This is a genomic window from Mesorhizobium sp. P160219, assembly GCF_057786095.1.
In genome coordinates this window covers 4,377,331-4,392,668 of the sequence record NZ_JBYNWG010000001.1, presented here as the reverse complement: position 1 = coordinate 4,392,668, position 15,338 = coordinate 4,377,331, and the positions used below count along the sequence as shown (strand labels likewise).

14 protein-coding genes are annotated in these 15,338 nt (G+C 62.3%); 8 read left to right on the top strand and 6 right to left on the bottom strand.

Going from position 1 to position 15,338, the window contains the following annotated elements:
* Positions 1–181 precede the first annotated feature (181 nt).
* Genes AC3EMP_RS21245 through cphA form a run of 3 tightly spaced genes read right to left on the bottom strand, consistent with a single transcriptional unit; the run spans position 182 to position 4,796 of the window.
* Positions 182–1,006, bottom strand: a complete 825-nt coding sequence (locus AC3EMP_RS21245; protein WP_352711914.1) for a cyanophycinase — start codon at positions 1,004–1,006, stop codon at positions 182–184.
* A complete protein-coding gene (locus AC3EMP_RS21240; RefSeq protein WP_023738739.1) occupies positions 1,003–1,902 on the bottom strand; it encodes an isoaspartyl peptidase/L-asparaginase family protein in 900 nt (299 codons plus the stop codon). Before AC3EMP_RS21240 ends, AC3EMP_RS21245 begins: the two co-directional genes overlap by 4 nt.
* Positions 1,902–4,796, bottom strand: a complete 2,895-nt coding sequence (gene cphA / locus AC3EMP_RS21235) for a cyanophycin synthetase (protein ID WP_488494668.1) — start codon at positions 4,794–4,796, stop codon at positions 1,902–1,904. Before cphA ends, AC3EMP_RS21240 begins: the two co-directional genes overlap by 1 nt.
* 537 nt (positions 4,797–5,333) lie before the next feature.
* On the opposite strand from cphA, the gene sdhD reads away from it, so the two are divergent.
* Positions 5,334–5,723, top strand: coding sequence for a succinate dehydrogenase, hydrophobic membrane anchor protein (gene sdhD / locus AC3EMP_RS21230; protein ID WP_031356152.1), 390 nt, complete (start codon positions 5,334–5,336; stop codon positions 5,721–5,723).
* Positions 5,724–5,828: 105 nt separating this feature from the next.
* Here sdhD and ctaD read toward each other — a convergent pair whose 3' ends face one another.
* Complete coding sequence (gene ctaD, locus AC3EMP_RS21225) at positions 5,829–7,487, bottom strand: cytochrome c oxidase subunit I (RefSeq protein ID WP_352711918.1); 1,659 nt, start codon at positions 7,485–7,487, stop codon at positions 5,829–5,831.
* 148 nt (positions 7,488–7,635) lie between these two features.
* On the opposite strand from ctaD, the gene AC3EMP_RS21220 reads away from it, so the two are divergent.
* The 6 genes from AC3EMP_RS21220 (at position 7,636) to AC3EMP_RS21195 (ending at position 12,829) form a co-directional block, all read left to right on the top strand.
* A complete protein-coding gene (locus AC3EMP_RS21220; protein WP_023756444.1) occupies positions 7,636–7,797 on the top strand; it encodes a hypothetical protein in 162 nt (53 codons plus the stop codon).
* Position 7,798: 1 nt separating this feature from the next.
* Positions 7,799–8,587 (top strand): DUF2243 domain-containing protein, encoded by a 789-nt coding sequence (locus AC3EMP_RS21215; protein WP_352597161.1) that lies wholly within the window; start codon positions 7,799–7,801, stop codon positions 8,585–8,587.
* 67 nt (positions 8,588–8,654) lie between these two features.
* Positions 8,655–10,031, top strand: a complete 1,377-nt coding sequence (locus AC3EMP_RS21210) for an NAD(P)/FAD-dependent oxidoreductase (RefSeq protein ID WP_023743365.1) — start codon at positions 8,655–8,657, stop codon at positions 10,029–10,031.
* Positions 10,032–10,313: 282 nt separating this feature from the next.
* Entirely contained in the window at positions 10,314–11,783 is a 1,470-nt protein-coding gene (locus AC3EMP_RS21205; RefSeq protein ID WP_352597157.1) for a protein adenylyltransferase SelO, read from the top strand.
* A 657-nt stretch (positions 11,784–12,440) separates the two neighbouring features.
* Complete coding sequence (locus tag AC3EMP_RS21200; protein ID WP_023688550.1) at positions 12,441–12,626, top strand: hypothetical protein; 186 nt, start codon at positions 12,441–12,443, stop codon at positions 12,624–12,626.
* A 2-nt stretch (positions 12,627–12,628) separates the two neighbouring features.
* Positions 12,629–12,829, top strand: a complete 201-nt coding sequence (locus AC3EMP_RS21195; RefSeq protein ID WP_081725396.1) for a hypothetical protein — start codon at positions 12,629–12,631, stop codon at positions 12,827–12,829.
* 600 nt (positions 12,830–13,429) lie between these two features.
* Here the strand turns inward: AC3EMP_RS21195 and AC3EMP_RS21190 are convergent.
* Both AC3EMP_RS21190 and AC3EMP_RS21185 read right to left on the bottom strand, forming a co-directional pair.
* Entirely contained in the window at positions 13,430–13,588 is a 159-nt protein-coding gene (locus tag AC3EMP_RS21190) for a hypothetical protein (RefSeq protein ID WP_023672685.1), read from the bottom strand.
* 185 nt (positions 13,589–13,773) lie between these two features.
* The gene (locus AC3EMP_RS21185; protein WP_023688551.1) at positions 13,774–14,076 is read right to left on the bottom strand and encodes a DUF982 domain-containing protein; all 303 of its coding nucleotides are present in this window, start codon (positions 14,074–14,076) and stop codon (positions 13,774–13,776) included.
* Positions 14,077–14,265: 189 nt separating this feature from the next.
* Between AC3EMP_RS21185 and AC3EMP_RS21180 the strand changes: the two genes are divergently transcribed.
* Positions 14,266–15,327: a glycosyltransferase family 4 protein gene (locus tag AC3EMP_RS21180; RefSeq protein WP_352597155.1), complete on the top strand. Its 1,062-nt coding sequence runs from the start codon at positions 14,266–14,268 to the stop codon at positions 15,325–15,327.
* Positions 15,328–15,338 lie beyond the last annotated feature (11 nt).

Sequence of the window (15,338 nt, the reverse complement as noted above, 5' to 3'; positions counted from 1 at the left end):
GGAGCCGACGAGAGGCCGTCTGTAATCCTGCCGGACCCGCAACAATGCGACAATCCAAGTTGGGCTGCTTCAGATAGGAGAACAGCTTCACATATTTAGCGCCTTTCGCGCGTGGATCGGCACCGCTCGAGGGGCCGGTACGCGGACCGCACCACACCATTAACTTGAGTGCGGCGAACTCTTAAGGAATCCCCACCGGCCGTCGCAGCGCGAGATCGAACGCATCGCCTGAGCTCAGCACGTGAACCCTCAGATCATGAATCGAAAGGGCGGCATCAGGCTCACCTTCCGCGATGTTGGAATGGGTCACGCCGGCTGCATCGACCAGATAGACAGCGCCGCTGCCGATGACCTTGAACATCTCGCCCTTCACCACGATCGCCGTGTCTTCATCGATGCCGATGCCGAGGACGCGCGGGTTCTGCGACACCGCCCCGATGAGCCGCCCAATGCGGCCCCGTTCCGCAAAGTGCTGGTCGATGATGACATTCGGCAGCAGGCCCAGTCCCGGCGCCATCCGAATGTGGCCGATCCGAAAGGACGCTGCGTTCGGCCCCTTCACCATCATCGTGTCGCTCATGACCGACGCGCCCGCTGAGGTGCCGGCAATGACGCCTCCGGCTTCATAGATTTCGTGCACCCGCTCGTCGATGGGCGTGTCGCCGATCTGGCTGGTGATCCGGAGCTGGTCGCCGCCGGAGAAGAACACCGCACTCACGTCTGCGAGCGCACTTATTTTCTTTTCATGAGCTGCCTCGAGGCGGTCGTTGACGTAGAGCTCGATGACATCCTTGATGCCCAGTTCACCGAAGGACCTCTGATACTTCTCGAGATAGCCATCCGGCTCATGAGACGCGATGGTGGCAAGCACCATGCGGCCGTTCGGAACCAGGCTCGCCACCTCCTTCAAGATGACACGATCGCCATCATGGTCCTCGTGGCCGCCGATGATGACGAGCGTTCCGACTTTACCGTTCGAGGATCGTTTTTTCTTCTTGTCGGTCATTTGTCCACGTCTTTCTTGCGCAGGAAAACGTGTGGGTGGTTGTCCTCGCTGGTCATGAATGCGACTGCGAACTCCCTGCTGTTATGCGCCCATCCAGACACGCCGGTCGCGGTAAGCACGATGGCTCCGGCTTCGCCGCCGATCGCCTCGACTTCCTTGAGCGCGGGATTCAGCACCTGCTCCAGGCCGCCTTCAGCCTGCCCCGAGGACAATGCCTGCCGCGCCGAGAGTGCCTGCATGACACGGGCCGCGAGAGCCTTTCGCGCAATATGCTCACCGTCTCCCGAGAAGGCGACGGCTCCCAATTGGTTGTCGGCATAGTAGCCGCAACCGGGTTGCGGAGAATCCCCCACACGACCCGGAGCACTGCCGTCCAGTCCGCCGGTCGAAGTGCCCACGGCGATGTCCCCGTACTGATCCAGGGCAACCACACCGATCGTATCCTTCGCCTCCGACTTGCTGGAGGCGTCGCGCTGCTGCGGCGTGATCAAATCCGCCGGATCGCAAAGCTCCAGCTGCTTGTCGGCGGCGAAACGCCGGGCCCCCTCCGACGCCAGCAGGATCGGCTCCTCATGCAGCATGGCCTTCGCGACACTGATTGGATGGCGCACGCCCTTGATCACTGCGACGGCACCTACATTGAAGTCCCTGCCCTCCATCAGGCCAGCGCACATCTCGACCTCGCCGTCCGAATTGAGGGCACTTCCATATCCCGCATTGAATGTCGGGTCGGCCTCGAGGACGCGACCGGCAGCTTCCACGGCATCGACCGCCGTTCCGCCGCCGGCCAGGACGGCCCGACCTGCCTCGAGCGCCTCGATGCATCCGTTGCGATGCGCCTCCTCCTCTTGCGGATCGATCTCCTTGGCGCCGCCGTGCAGGATCAGCGACCACATCAGCCAGCCCTCAGATGGCGAATATGGGTCTGATCGGGCCCTCCCCTCGAAGGCGTCGCGCCTCCGAAGCCGGTTACTTGCCGCCACACGGCTTCAACGTCGTCGACGGTCAGCACGACAAGGTCGTTTTCCCGTGCAAGCCGGAGACACACGTCGACGGCCTCCTTCTCGGGACAGACGGCGTGAATGCGGCCTGGGGCGCAGCCGGCGTTCAAGGCACCTTCCCGCAGCAAGCCGGCGATCGCTCCGGGGGCTCGGCCGCGCAGCTCCTGCTCATCCTCCTTGAAGACGATGACGTCGAATATCCGCGAAGCGATCGCGCCCATCTCGCGGATGTCGCAATCGCGGCGGTCGCCCGGTATGGCGACCAGGCCGATCGTGCGCTGATAGCCGCGCCTCATGTGGGAAACGAGCTTTCCGAGCGCCCTCAGCCCCTCCGGATTGTGCGCATAGTCGACGATCGTGCGGAAACCATGCCCGTCGAAGACGTTGAGGCGACCGGGAGATTGCTCGAACGAGGTGCCAAACTCCGCCAGCGCCGCCCGGATCGTTGCCGCCGGAACGTCGTGGCAATGCGCCATAGCGACGGCTGCCAGGCTGTTGGCAACGTTGAATTCGGCCGAACCCTCGAAGGTCGCGGGAATTTCGTCGACGCTCATCAGGAACATCGATTCCCCATCCTCGTGGATGAAAATGTCCCAGCCGTCGCTGCTGGGCTCCCGCGTCACGGCGCGGCCGCCTTCCGCCAGGTGGCTGCGCAAGAAACCGGGCCACTCGCTCCTGCTCGCCAGCGAGAAGTAGCAGATCCTGCCGCCGGCATCTCGCGACATTGCGGACGTGTGGACGTCGTCGGCATTAAGAATGCTCCATCCGCCGCGGCGGACGGACTCGACCACGACCGATTTCACCTCCGCCAGGTCCTCGATCGTGTCGATGCCCCTCAGCCCGAGATGGTCGCCGTGGACGTTCAGAACCGCGCCAACATCGCATGCATCGAAGGCAAGCCCTTCGCGCAGGATGCCGCCGCGCGCACATTCCAGCACCGCGACATCGACACCCGGCTCGCGCAGCACGATCCTGGCGCTCTGCGGACCGGAGCAGTCCCCTGTCATGATCCGCTCGCCGTTCAAGTAGACGCCGGTGGTGGAGGTGAGCCCGACGGTTGCCCCATTCGCCTGCAGGATGTGCGCCAGCATCCGGGCAGTGGTCGACTTGCCGTTGGTTCCCGTGATCGCGAAGATCGGAATCCGGCCGTCCTTGCCGCCTTTGAAGAGAAGATCGAGCACGGGCCGTGCGACGTTGCGGGCGCGCCCCGACGAGGGTTCGAGATGCATGCGAAAGCCAGGACCGGCATTCACCTCTATGATGCCGCCGCCGGTTTCGCTCACCGGCCGTGAGATGTCGGGACAGACGAAGTCGATCCCGGCAATGTCGAGGCCGACGATCTGTGCCGCCCGCCTGGCGATCAGCGCGTTTTCGGGATGGATTTCTTCCGTTCGGTCGATCGCGGTCCCACCGGTGGAGAGATTGGCGGTGGGCCGCAAGAGCACCATTTGACCCGGCGCTGGAACGCTCGCCAGGGTGAGCTGCGATTTTGACAGGAAATGCTCGACGCATTCGTCGATCTCGATGCGGGTCAATACCGAGGAATGGCCCTCTCCCCTTCGTGGGTCGCGGTTCGTCTCCTCGACGAGCTCGGCGACAGAACTCCGGCCATCGCCGACCACATGGGCCGGAACCCTCTCGGCGAGCGCCACCACCTTTCCGCCGATCACCAGGATCCTGTGGTCCGAGCCGACGAAATGCTGCTCGACTATAACGCTACGGCTGTGTTCTCGCGCCTGTTCGAAGCCCCAGCGGACCTCGTCTTCTGTTGCCAGACCGATGTTGACGCCGCTTCCATGATTGCCATCGAGTGGTTTGGTGACCACGGGGTAGCCCAGCCGTGCTGCCGCCGCGACTGCGTCCTGCGCCGATCGCACCAGCTCCCCGCGTGGCACCGGCAGGCCGGCCTGTTGCAGCAGGAATTTGGTCAGGTCCTTGTCCGAGGCGATCTCGGTCGCAATCTCGGAAGTGAGGTCGCTGCAACTGGCGCGGATGCGCTTCTGATGCTTTCCGTGACCAAACAGCACGAGGCTGCTGTCGTCGATCCGCGCCGCCGGAATGCCTCGCCTCTCGGCCTCGCGCACCAAGGAAGCAGTCGTAGGCCCCAAGGCACGCTCGCCGGCCAGAAGCTTGAGCTGCTGCAGCCTGGCTGCGAACTCGAATGGCCCCTGCGTTTCCGCAATGTCGCCGAGCCCCTCGACACCATGGAGATTGGCCGGCAGCAGGCTGTCCACCAGTTCGAGCGCGACGCGCCCGGCGAGCAGCCCGACAAGCTCGTCCTTGTAGGCGAACATGACGTTATAAGTGCCCGGACTGCCTTTGACCGACCGTGTCTTTCCTCGTGTCACCCGGTGACCGAGCATGCTCTGCAGTTCCAGGGCGACATGCTCGACGACGTGGCCGAGCCAGGTTCCTTCCTGCATGCGGCGGACGAAGCCGCCGGCGGCGCCATAGCTGCAGCCATGGCCCGCAAGGCCGGGCAACAGTCGGACGATTTGTTCGGAAAACCCGGGCAGTTTGTCTGTCGGGAACGCCTCAAGGGCTCCGAGGTCGATCCGAATCTGGACCATTGGCGTCATGCTATAGAGGTGCGGCCCGCGAAACACGCGGGCGTCCACGACGCGGATAGGGCGAAAACGCGAGGCGCCCCGATGAATTTCTTTGTCCGACATAGTCCGTTTCTCCTGACTAACTCCGCAACATCCGGAGGATCGGTTAGTTCCCGGCCTTTCAGCCCAAATATTTTTGCAGGAGAGAGAAACAGTGGCCGTTAACATATGTTGGCCCAAGAACACCCTCTGGTCATCTCGGCCACGTGCGGTCGCTGTTCTGAGGGGTTACTTATCTCTCGGGACGAGGCGGGCCAGGCGTTCGCTCGTTTTCACAAGCATTCGCCGGGCACATCGCGGCCGTTGAGCTAGTGCCCGGCTTTGCTCATGGCGACCCATTGTGCGGGTGCAGCACTGAGGCATTAATCTTCAGCACGCCTTCGGCACCCGGGAACATTTCCAGACGCGTCAGGTTTGGAACCATCCTTGCACCGGAACTACAGCCATGCAGAGTCGAAAATCGGTGAAGGCCGCGCTTGTCAAGGAGATCGACGCGGTCCGCCTTCGTATCTTGCTGCTTGAAAGCGAGCTATGCAGAGATGGCAGACCCAGGCAAATTGGATGGCGTTCAGGATACGAACTGAACGCCCACAAAGCCCGCCTTGCTCGACTGGAGACCGTGCTTGCCCACTATCCGTCGGCACCGACGGCCCGGGCATCGAAACAGCAACAGCTTGAGTTGCGCGCAAGGCAACCAAGTAATTTTGGGGAAACGCCATGGCTGACAGACCCTCAATCAGAACTCCGCTAGCTCGAGTGCGGGGCCTTGGATCGGCGAAACACGGAACCGAAACGTTCATGCTGGAGCGGCTGACATCTGCTGCCCTGTTGATCCTTGTCATTTACATCGTCGCGGTCGTTATAATGCTGGTCGGTGAGCCTCGAGACGCCGTCCTCAGCGTCGTAGGATCGATCTATGTCGCGCCAGCCCTTATTGGCTTCATTCTCGTAAGCTGCGTTCACATGCGGCTTGGAATGCAATCGATCATCGAAGATTACTGCCATGCCACGGTGCTCAAATCGCTTCTTCTGATCGCCAATTGGTTGTTCTGCTGGTCAGTCGCGCTCGCAAGCTTGTTCGCTGTGCTGTTAATCAGCTTCAGATAGCGATCCGGTTCCCTGCTGCAGCCAGCGTCTGCCACCGGCAGGCTGAAGTTTGCCCTCAGCGGGGAACCGGGCTGGGCTTGCGCAAAGGAGTTCGACAACCCGGCCTCATCTGATTTGCGGCAGCCTGTCCCATTGATGGAAAGGGGGTGGAGAGGTCAGCTCCCACTCCAATGTGGTAGCTCCTGGCCCCCATGGGTTCATGCCGGCGGCTCTTTGCCGGTAGAAAGCTTCCAAGATGCCGAAGAGGAAAATCACGACACTCGCGGCCGACAGGTACGATCCATAAGAGGACACCATGTTCCAGCCGGCGAATGCGTCGGGATAGTCGACATAGCGACGCGGCATGCCCGCCAATCCAAGGAAGTGATGGGGGAAGAAGACGAGGTTCACGCCGACGAAGGTCGTCCAGAAATGGACCCCAGCCAGAAGCGGATTGTAGAGACATCCCGTCATTTTCGGAAACCAGTAATACCAGCCCGCGAAGATGCCGAAGATCGCTGCCAGTGAAAGTATGTAGTGGAAATGCGCGACGACGAAGTATGTGTCGTGCAGTTCACGGTCAAGGCCGGCATTTGCGAGTTGAACGCCCGTCACCCCGCCTACGGTGAACAGGAATATGAAGCCGAGGGCCCAGAGCATCGGCGTCCGCAGGCTGACCGAACCGCCCCACATGGTTGCAATCCAGGAGAACACTTTTATCCCGGTCGGCACTGCGATCACCATCGTGGCGAAGGTGAAGTAGCGCTGCGTGTCGAGGCCTATCCCGCTGGTGTACATATGGTGGGCCCAGACGACGAAGCCGATCACCCCGATCGCCACGATTGCGTAGACCATCCCGAGATACCCGAAGATCGGCTTTCGCGAGAAGGTCGAGATCACCTGGCTGACGATGCCGAACGCCGGCAGGATCATGATGTAGACTTCCGGGTGGCCGAAGAACCAGAAGAGATGCTGGTACAGCAGCGGGTCGCCTCCGCCGTCCGGCGCGAAGAACGTGGTTCCGAAATTGCGATCGGTCAGGAGCATGGTGATGGCGCCGGCCAGCACCGGCAGAGCCAGCAGCAGCAGGAAGGCGGTGATGAGGATCGACCACACAAACAGGGGCATCTTGTGCAGGGTCATCCCCGGCGCGCGCATGTTGAAGATGGTGGTGATGAAGTTGATGGCTCCCAGGATCGAGGAGGCGCCCGCAATGTGCAGAGACAGGATGACCAAATCCACGGCGGGACCGGGATGGCCGGAGGTCGACAGCGGCGGGTACAGGAACCAGCCGGTCCCAGGGCCATAACCGCCGGGGACGCTGGGCATGAAGATCGACAATAAAAGCAACATCAATGCCGGCGGCAGCAGCCAGAACGAGATGTTGTTCATGCGCGGGAAGGCCATGTCGGGGGCGCCGATCATGATCGGAACCATCCAGTTGGCGAAGCCGCCGATCAGGGCGGGCATCACAGTGTAGAAGATCATGATCAGCGCGTGGGCCGTGGTGAAGACGTTGTAAAGCTGCTTGCCGGCGTCGATCGCTGCGTCGCCCTGGTAACCGTAGATCATCGACGCCAGTCCGGGGAAAAACTGGATCCCGGGTTGCTGCAGCTCGATTCGCATGCTCACCGACAAGAGCATGCCGATCACCCCCGCGATGAAAGCGAAGACCAGATAGAGTGTGCCGATGTCCTTGTGGTTGGTCGAAAACAGCCATCGGGTGATGCCGGTCGGCTGGTGGCTGTCGAGACCGTCCGGATCTGCCGCCGTATATTCGTTCATGACCTTCTCCGCTTGAGCCGTCCGTCGCCAGCATCGAACCGTGCTGGAACTTGATTGTTCCCTCCACCGAACCGGCGGTAGGAACATTCCACGGAAGCCGCGGTTAGGTTCCGCGCGGCCGACCCTGCGCGGCTGAGGATCGACGTCCATGCTGGCGATAATTGCTGCGACACTGGTTCTGACGACGGTGGTTGGTGGGCTGATATCCGCCTTCTGGCTCGAGGCGCGTCATGGTTTCCATGACCCCATGCCGCCGGACATGTCGGTGCCCAGGCAACTGAACGCCCCGGCCTGGAGCCGGTGGTCCTGACATGGACGCGATCACCGCGACACTCGACCCGAGAACGCGAGCCGGCTGGCTGCTGCTCGGCTTCGCGCTCGGCGGTTTCTTCGACGGCATCGTCCTGCATCAGATCCTGCAATGGCATCATCTTCTCTCGGGCGTCGCCGATCCGGTGGGTTCCGACCTGCGCTTCCAGATCATGGCCGACGGCCTCTTCCATCTTTTCATGTATGTGCTCGCCGTCGCAGGCACGGTGCTGCTGGTGGCCGCGAGGGCGGCCGGCGCGCGGCCCGGGACCACCACGGAGATCCTGCGGCTCGCCTTCGCCGGGTTCGGCGTCTGGCATGTCGTCGATGCCGTCGTGTTTCACTGGCTGCTGGGTCTGCACCGGATCAAGATGAACAGCGACTTGCCGCTCGCCTGGGATATTGCGTGGCTGGTCATCTTCGGCATCGTGCCGCTTGTGTTGGTGCTGGTGCTGCCCAACCGCGGCGGACCGGCACGCGGTGCTTCGGCAGCGCTTACCAGCATCGTCCTGCTCGCGGGATTGGCAGCCGGCGCCGGCCCGTTCTTCAACGGTGCCGCCAATTCCATCATCGTCTTTCGGGCCGGGATGGAACCGGCGGCGATGATGCGGGCCGTTGAAGTCGCCGACGCCCATCTCAAATGGGTCGACGCCAGCGGCACCATCTGGGCGGTCGACCGCGTCTCATGGCGGGTTGGTATCCCTTCACGCGCGCGGCGCCCTTGTGGTCAGCACGACGCCTGTCATTGCCGGATGCCTCGCCTGGACCGATGCCGCCGGAATGAGCAGTAGCTCCAGCCAGCAGCGAGGCACTCCTGCCAGGCTATGACTTCCGGACAGGGATAGGGGAGTATCAAGCATGCAGTTCGCCACCGAGAGCAGCCACGGCCGGAGCCTGACACCGCGCATCGTCGTGGTCGGCGGAGGCTTTGCCGGTCTGGAGGTTGCCAAGGCGCTCGGCAAGGCGGAAATCGGGGTGACGATCATCGACCGCCACAATCACCACTTGTTCCAGCCCTTGCTCTATCAGGTTGCAACCGCCGCCTTGTCGGCGCCTGACATCGCCGAGCCAATCCGCAAGATCCTGGGCCGCTATCCCTCGGTTCAGGTTCTCTTCGGCGATGTCACCGAGATCGTCACCGAAGCCAGGATACTGGTGCTGGCCGATGGGACCACGGTCCCCTACGACATCCTGGTCTTGGCCACCGGTTCGCAGCCATTCTATTTCGGCCAGGAGAGCTGGGCTCGGGTTTGTCCCGGCTTGAAGACCATCGAGGACGCGCGCACGATCCGGTCACGGCTGCTGCTATCGTTCGAGCACGCGGAACGGACCACCGATCCAGTCGAGCAATCCCGGCTGATGACGATCGCCATTATCGGCGGCGGCCCGACCGGTGTCGAACTGGCGGGCTCGATCGCCGAACTCAGCCGGCACACACTGGCGCGCGACTTCCGCAACATCCGGCCCGAGAAGACAAGGATCATACTGGTAGAAGCCGGCGAGCGTCTGCTCGCCGGATTCGCCCCGGAGCTTTCCAGATATGCACGTCTGCGCCTTGAAAGCCTTGGCGTCGAGGTCGCGCTCGGCAACCGGGTCGAGGCGATCGAAGCGCATCAGATCACCGTCGGCGGCCAGGTGATCCCGGTGGCCTTGACGCTCTGGGCCGCCGGGGTGGCGGCTTCTCCGCTGGTCGCCCAGCTTGGTGTCGGGCTCGACCGCGGCGGTCGGGTGAAGGTCGAATCCGACCTGCAGGTCGTCGGCCATCCCGATGTCTTCGCGCTTGGCGACGTCGCACTGGTCCTCGATGGGAACGGCCAGCCATTGCCGGGTCTTGCCCAGGTCGCCAAGCAGCAGGGCGAGCACCTCGGCAAGGCACTGGCACGCCGGATAGATGCTGGCGATACGCTGCCCGCTTTTGTCTTCAGCAATCGAGGCAACACGGCCATTGTCGGCCGCCACGCTGCCGTGTTCGAATCGGGTAGGCTGAAACTGAAAGGCTGGTTCGCCTGGTCTGCCTGGGCGCTCATCCATGTCTACCTGCTCGTCGGTTTTCAGCACCGCGTTCAGGTCTCGATCCAGTGGCTCTGGCGCTACCTGACCTATGAGCGTGGCGCCCGGCTCATCGCCGAGGAGCGAGTCGAACCGGGTTCAACATCGTCGCCGGGAGCGGCCCCGAGAGAGCCGCTGCCACCCAAGGCAGACCCTGCCCCGACATTGCCCGCCCGCACTGACTAGATTGCCGGGTGCTCAGTTCGGAGATAGTGGCGATGCGGGGGTCAGCTCTGGATTCCGCCACGGCCCGGCGTCCCACGGCAGCCCGAACCTCGATAATCGAGGCGGGTGGTTCCCAGCTTGTATCCCGTGCCGGCCTGATGGATCCGGATGGCACCAACGACGTTGCGTCCCTATATGCACAAATGAACACAGGCTCCTCGAGAAGGGAGCTGTTGAACCCCTCTTCAGAGACAGCTTGTCATGACGTCACCTGCGACTGCTGAACAACCCCCGGTCATTCAGATGGGGCTTCCCGCCCTGAGCAACAGCTATGGGCAACTGCCGGAGCGCTTCTTCGCGCAAACAGATCCGAAGCCGGTGTCCGAACCGCGGCTGATCCGGTTCAACCGGCCCCTCGCCGAGGAACTCGGGCTCGATGCCGACCTGCTTACCAGCCCGGATGGAGTGGCGATGCTGGCCGGCAACAAATTTCCGGAAGGCTTGCAGGCAATCGCTCTGGCCTATGCGGGCCACCAGTTCGGAAACTTCGTGCCTCAACTCGGCGACGGGCGCGCTCTGCTTCTTGGCGAAGTGGTGGACGTCAACGGCATTCGCCGTGACATCCAGCTGAAGGGATCGGGACCAACGCGGTTCTCGCGCAACGGTGACGGCCGCGCCGCACTCGGCCCTGTCCTGCGCGAATATGTCGTCAGCGAAGCGATGGCGGCGCTCGGCATTCCGACGACGCGAAGCCTTGCGGCGGTGCTCACCGGCGACCCGGTCTATCGCGAGGTCCGGCTGCCCGGCGCCGTCCTGACACGGGTGGCGGCAAGCCATATCAGGATCGGCACGTTCCAATATTTCGCCGCGCGCCACGACACCGAGGCGCTCAAGATATTGGCCGACTATGCCATTCAGCGTCACTTCCCACAGCTCGCGGGGGAAGCACGGCCGTACCGGGCTTTGCTGGAGGCCGTTGTCGCCGCACAGGCGGACCTGGTGGCGCGCTGGATGCTGGTCGGCTTCATCCATGGCGTCATGAACACCGACAATATGTCGATCTCGGGCGAGACGATCGACTATGGTCCATGCGCCTTTATGGACGCCTATGACCCCAGCGCGGTGTTCAGTTCGATAGACCGCGCCGGCCGCTATGCCTATGCCAACCAGCCTCGTGTCGCCACATGGAACCTTGCGCGCTTTGCCGAGACCCTGCTGCCGCTCATGAGCACGGACGAGAATGAAGCAGTGTCTGAAGCGGAAGAGGTGCTGAGGTCGTTCCAGGCCTCCTATGAGGCTGTGTTGCAGCGCGGCTTCCGCAGAAAACTCGGACTGCTGACCGAAGCGGAAGGCGACTTGCAGCTCGCTGCCGACTTTCTGGATGTGCTGGCTCGCGGCGAAGCGGATTTTACGCTCGGCTTCCGGCGCCTGGGCGATGACCTCGACGCTGCGGACGGCCAAGGCACGGCGCGGCAGTTGTTTAAGGATCCAGGTGCATTCGATGCCTGGTCGGCGCGGTGGCGCCAGCGCATCGCAAGCGAGGGCGACATGGCCACGCGCTGTTCTGCCATGCAATCGGTCAATCCCAAATTCATCCCCCGCAATCATCGCATCGAGGCGATGATCCAGGCGGCGTTGGGCGGCGACTTCAGACCGTTCGAGGAGATTCTGGCGGTCGTCAGCCGTCCCTTGGATGAGCAGCCGGGAATGGAACGCTTTGCTGAGCCGCCACGCCCGGATGAGCGCGTCCTGCAGACATTCTGCGGTACATGAGACATTCGTGATGGTCGCTTAACATGTGCAAATGCGGAAGACCCATTTGCAAGCTATCGTCACGGGCACTCTCGTAGGGGCTGAGCTATGACGATCATAGAATTGGCATTCGAATTGCTGGCACGGAAGCTCGTAGACCGTACCGGAATATCAGACGAAGATGCTCGAGACCTTGTCTCAGCCATGGGAGCTGACTGGTCATCGCTCGTGCGAGCAGCGAGGGCGATCAAAGAGGCTTAGGTCTTTTGACGTCGTTTTAGCTGCCATCAGCTGCAGGCAGATCGGACCAGAGGCTGCTGCCGCGATCCAGGCGCGACACCGCGCTCGTCACCGATCATGTCAGCAACGTGGTCAAGCACTGTATTTCGGTCGCTCCAATTGACCGGGTACAACACGCTGCTCTCCTGAAAGCCACTGCAGCCCGCTACGCAAGTCGCCGGAAGCTCGCAATAAACTGCGATAGCAGCCCAGGCTTAGGATTTATATTGCAGGCCCGCACCACTGGCGGGGCGACGCGGGCAGGCCGCTGCCGTTCGTTGAAATCCGCGTTGGGAATCAGATTCCGTCGGCACCGAAATCACAGGTGCTGACGAAGCAGACGGAACTTCCCCCCACGATCACGGTTTGGAGTCACGAGACCAACCCAAGGAGATGCAGATGTCGAGCAAAATGCCGCCCGTGCCGCCTGAGAACCAGAGCCAGAAGGGTCGAGGAGAAGGGCGACAGGTTAGCCACGATGATGCCCAGCACGGCACTCACGGAGCGCCGGATCCGGAGCGCCAAGGGCAGCAAGCCAACACCAAGGTCAACACCACTCATCAGGGCCGTCAGCAGGATCGGTGATCATGTCCACATCGAAGAAACACCCGAACACGATCCGGCAGGGCGGGCCAGGCGCATCGCACGAGAACGCCAGAAAACCCCTGCAGGTCAACAAACCCCCGGCGGATGAAGACCGTCGATCCAAAAGCCGAGTTTCAGGGGGTGGCGGTGAAAAGGACAGTCATCATTCGCACAATCCAGCCAAGAAGGGTAGCAACAGTTGAACCCACGGCTTTGTGAATGATTGTGCTAAAGCGCGCCGCGTGTGCATGTCATTGTCTCACAACCGAGCCTTTTTTTGAGTGACATGCATAGCCGGACCAGGGTGAGGATCAGCGAGTCGAGACGCCCGGAAAAACCGGAGGCCGTGGGCCCGCACCACTGGCGGAGCGATGCGGGCCCGGCCAAGGGTTACGGCCCTCGACCAGCAGCGAGGGGCTCGCTGCCGCATGCAGAACAAGCCCCGTAATTTCAGGTTCCGCTAATATACAAAAAAGCCGGCCACCTTTCGGCAGCCGGCCAGTTCCAACAGAACAAGGGAACGTGCACTGATGGGGCAGTGCAACGCCCGAAGTGTTTCGAGGCGACGATGTTCCACCGGAAATCCACGGATTCGCCGTTTCGATCTACATTGGCCGGATTGAAAGATCTTTGACGATCTCTCCCAAGTTCTCGCGGAGCCCGGTCCGACGTGTGGCGCCCTGTCTGCGCCTTGGCTCTCTATGCGGCCAGCAAGCTCATCTTTGAAGAATGCCCGCCGCGACTGCCGCGCGCGTCAAACACCGGCGTGCAATTGGTCGAGCGCGCGGCAGACCGGGGACGCGTCAAGTCGAGCGTCGGTCGACGTAGGTGTAGACGCCGGCCCCAATGGCGACCGCGCCGACCGTGATCACGATCGATGGCGCGCCCATCAAACTGGCAAAGACCGCCCAGATGAGGGCGATGACGATAGCGCCGAGTGTTCCCAGGATCAGTCTCGGCATTGTCTACCCCTCCACGTTCGGGCCGCCCGTGGATGGTCGTCACCCACCGGTCATGCGAAACGCCGCATGAAAGCACAGTGTGGCCCATGAGGTGAAGGGCCGCGCCGGAATACTCCGGTGCGGAAAAGATGATGCCCGCGCCGCCAAAGCCCGGGTGTTCAATAGCCAAATGGCTGGACCGGCGCCTAGCGCCTCAGCGCGTGGACTTCCGCCATGCTTTCGCCGCCCATCGGCAGGGCCATGTCATCATCGAGCAGCCGGGTGATGCGGGCAAAGCCCGTAAACGCCTTCCTGGCTGCTTCGGCCGACATTCTGCCCGACAGGGCCGCGGAGCAGCAATTCACGGCGCACTGATACACAGGCCCACGCCGTCCCAATGGCCATTTCTGCAAAAAGACCATCGCTTCGGCAACGCTATCGACTTCCTCGACGGGGTGTCCCTGCCCGCGCGCAATGCGCACGGGCGTAAAGAAATGCAAGCGGTCCATTTTGTTCTCTCCCTGGTCGGCCGCAGCGCGAACCAACCCTACTAAATTCGCGGATGGCGCGTTTGTTCCGCTTATTGCAAAAAAATCTGCGCTGGTGGGCTTGGGTTGCCGACGCCCGCTTTTGTCCGGAACGTTAGGCCGGCTGATGCATTTCGCTCTCGTGATTGCCTTGAGGGACACGTTCAAACCATGCGCATAGCCCATGTCGCCCCTTTGCACGAATCGGTGCCACCCCTTCTCTATGGCGGCACCGAGCGCATCGTTTCCTATCTGACCGAAGGGCTGGTCGAACTCGGCCATGAGGTGACGCTGTTCGCCAGCGGCGACAGCCGGACGTCGGCCAGACTGATACCAGGTCGCGAACGCGCGCTACGCCTCGATCCGCGTCCACTGAAATCGGACACGGCGGCGCATCTTGCGATGCTTGCCGATGTGAGGAACCGAGCCCACGACTTTGATATCATTCATTTTCATCTCAGCCATTTCCTGCATTTCTCGTTCTTCGAGACCATGCCGGACAAGACGGTGACAACGCCTCATGGCCGGCTCGATTATGTCGATCTGGCGCCAGCCTATGAGCGCTTTCCGCGCTTTCCGCTGGTCTCGATCTCACACAGCCAGAAGACCGGGCTTGCGAATGCCAATTGGCTGGCCACCATCCATCACGGGCTGCCGACGGGCCTCTATCAGCCGACCTTCGAGACGGCGGCGGGCGAACCATACCTTGCCTTTCTCGGCCGGCTTTCGCGCGACAAGCGGCCGGACCGGGCCATCGACATCGCCTTGCGGTCGGGCATGAAGCTCAAGCTGGCGGCCAAGATCGGCGACGATGATCGCGCCTATTTCCATGAGACGATCGAGCCCTTGATCGATGGCGACCGCATCGACTATGTCGGCGAGATCGCCGAGGGTGAGAAGACTGAATTCCTCGGCAATGCCGCTGGTCTCCTGTTTCCGATAGACTGGCCCGAGCCGTTCGGCCTTGCCGCGATCGAGGCGATGGCGTGCGGTACGCCAACCATCGGCTGGAACTGCGGTGCGTTGCCGGAAGTCATCGACCATGGCGTAACCGGATTTGTCGTCGATTCTCTCGATGCCGCGGTCGCCGCGGTGCCGCCCTTGCTGCAACTCGACCGGCGCAAGGTGCGCGCCGTCTTCGAAAGTCGGTTCTCCGCCAACAGGATGGCGCGCGACTATCTCACTGCCTATGCGCGTCTCATCGGCGCCCCGGCCGAAGCGAAAGCGTCGTGAACGACGGCGGA

Excerpts from the sequence above, each read along its gene's own strand:
- AC3EMP_RS21195 (WP_081725396.1), top strand. The coding sequence starts at position 12,629 with ATGTCCACATCGAAGAAACACCCGAACACGATCCGGCAGGGCGGGCCA.
- AC3EMP_RS21210 (WP_023743365.1), top strand. The coding sequence starts at position 8,655 with ATGCAGTTCGCCACCGAGAGCAGCCACGGCCGGAGCCTGACACCGCGC.
- AC3EMP_RS21240 (WP_023738739.1), bottom strand. The coding sequence starts at position 1,902 with ATGTGGTCGCTGATCCTGCACGGCGGCGCCAAGGAGATCGATCCGCAA.
- AC3EMP_RS21245 (WP_352711914.1), bottom strand. The coding sequence starts at position 1,006 with ATGACCGACAAGAAGAAAAAACGATCCTCGAACGGTAAAGTCGGAACG.
- AC3EMP_RS21200 (WP_023688550.1), top strand. The coding sequence starts at position 12,441 with ATGTCGAGCAAAATGCCGCCCGTGCCGCCTGAGAACCAGAGCCAGAAG.
- sdhD (WP_031356152.1), top strand. The coding sequence starts at position 5,334 with ATGGCTGACAGACCCTCAATCAGAACTCCGCTAGCTCGAGTGCGGGGC.
- AC3EMP_RS21190 (WP_023672685.1), bottom strand. The coding sequence starts at position 13,588 with ATGCCGAGACTGATCCTGGGAACACTCGGCGCTATCGTCATCGCCCTC.
- AC3EMP_RS21180 (WP_352597155.1), top strand. The coding sequence starts at position 14,266 with ATGCGCATAGCCCATGTCGCCCCTTTGCACGAATCGGTGCCACCCCTT.
- AC3EMP_RS21205 (WP_352597157.1), top strand. The coding sequence starts at position 10,314 with ATGGGGCTTCCCGCCCTGAGCAACAGCTATGGGCAACTGCCGGAGCGC.
- AC3EMP_RS21185 (WP_023688551.1), bottom strand. The coding sequence starts at position 14,076 with ATGGACCGCTTGCATTTCTTTACGCCCGTGCGCATTGCGCGCGGGCAG.
- AC3EMP_RS21220 (WP_023756444.1), top strand. The coding sequence starts at position 7,636 with ATGCTGGCGATAATTGCTGCGACACTGGTTCTGACGACGGTGGTTGGT.
- ctaD (WP_352711918.1), bottom strand. The coding sequence starts at position 7,487 with ATGAACGAATATACGGCGGCAGATCCGGACGGTCTCGACAGCCACCAG.
- AC3EMP_RS21215 (WP_352597161.1), top strand. The coding sequence starts at position 7,799 with ATGGACGCGATCACCGCGACACTCGACCCGAGAACGCGAGCCGGCTGG.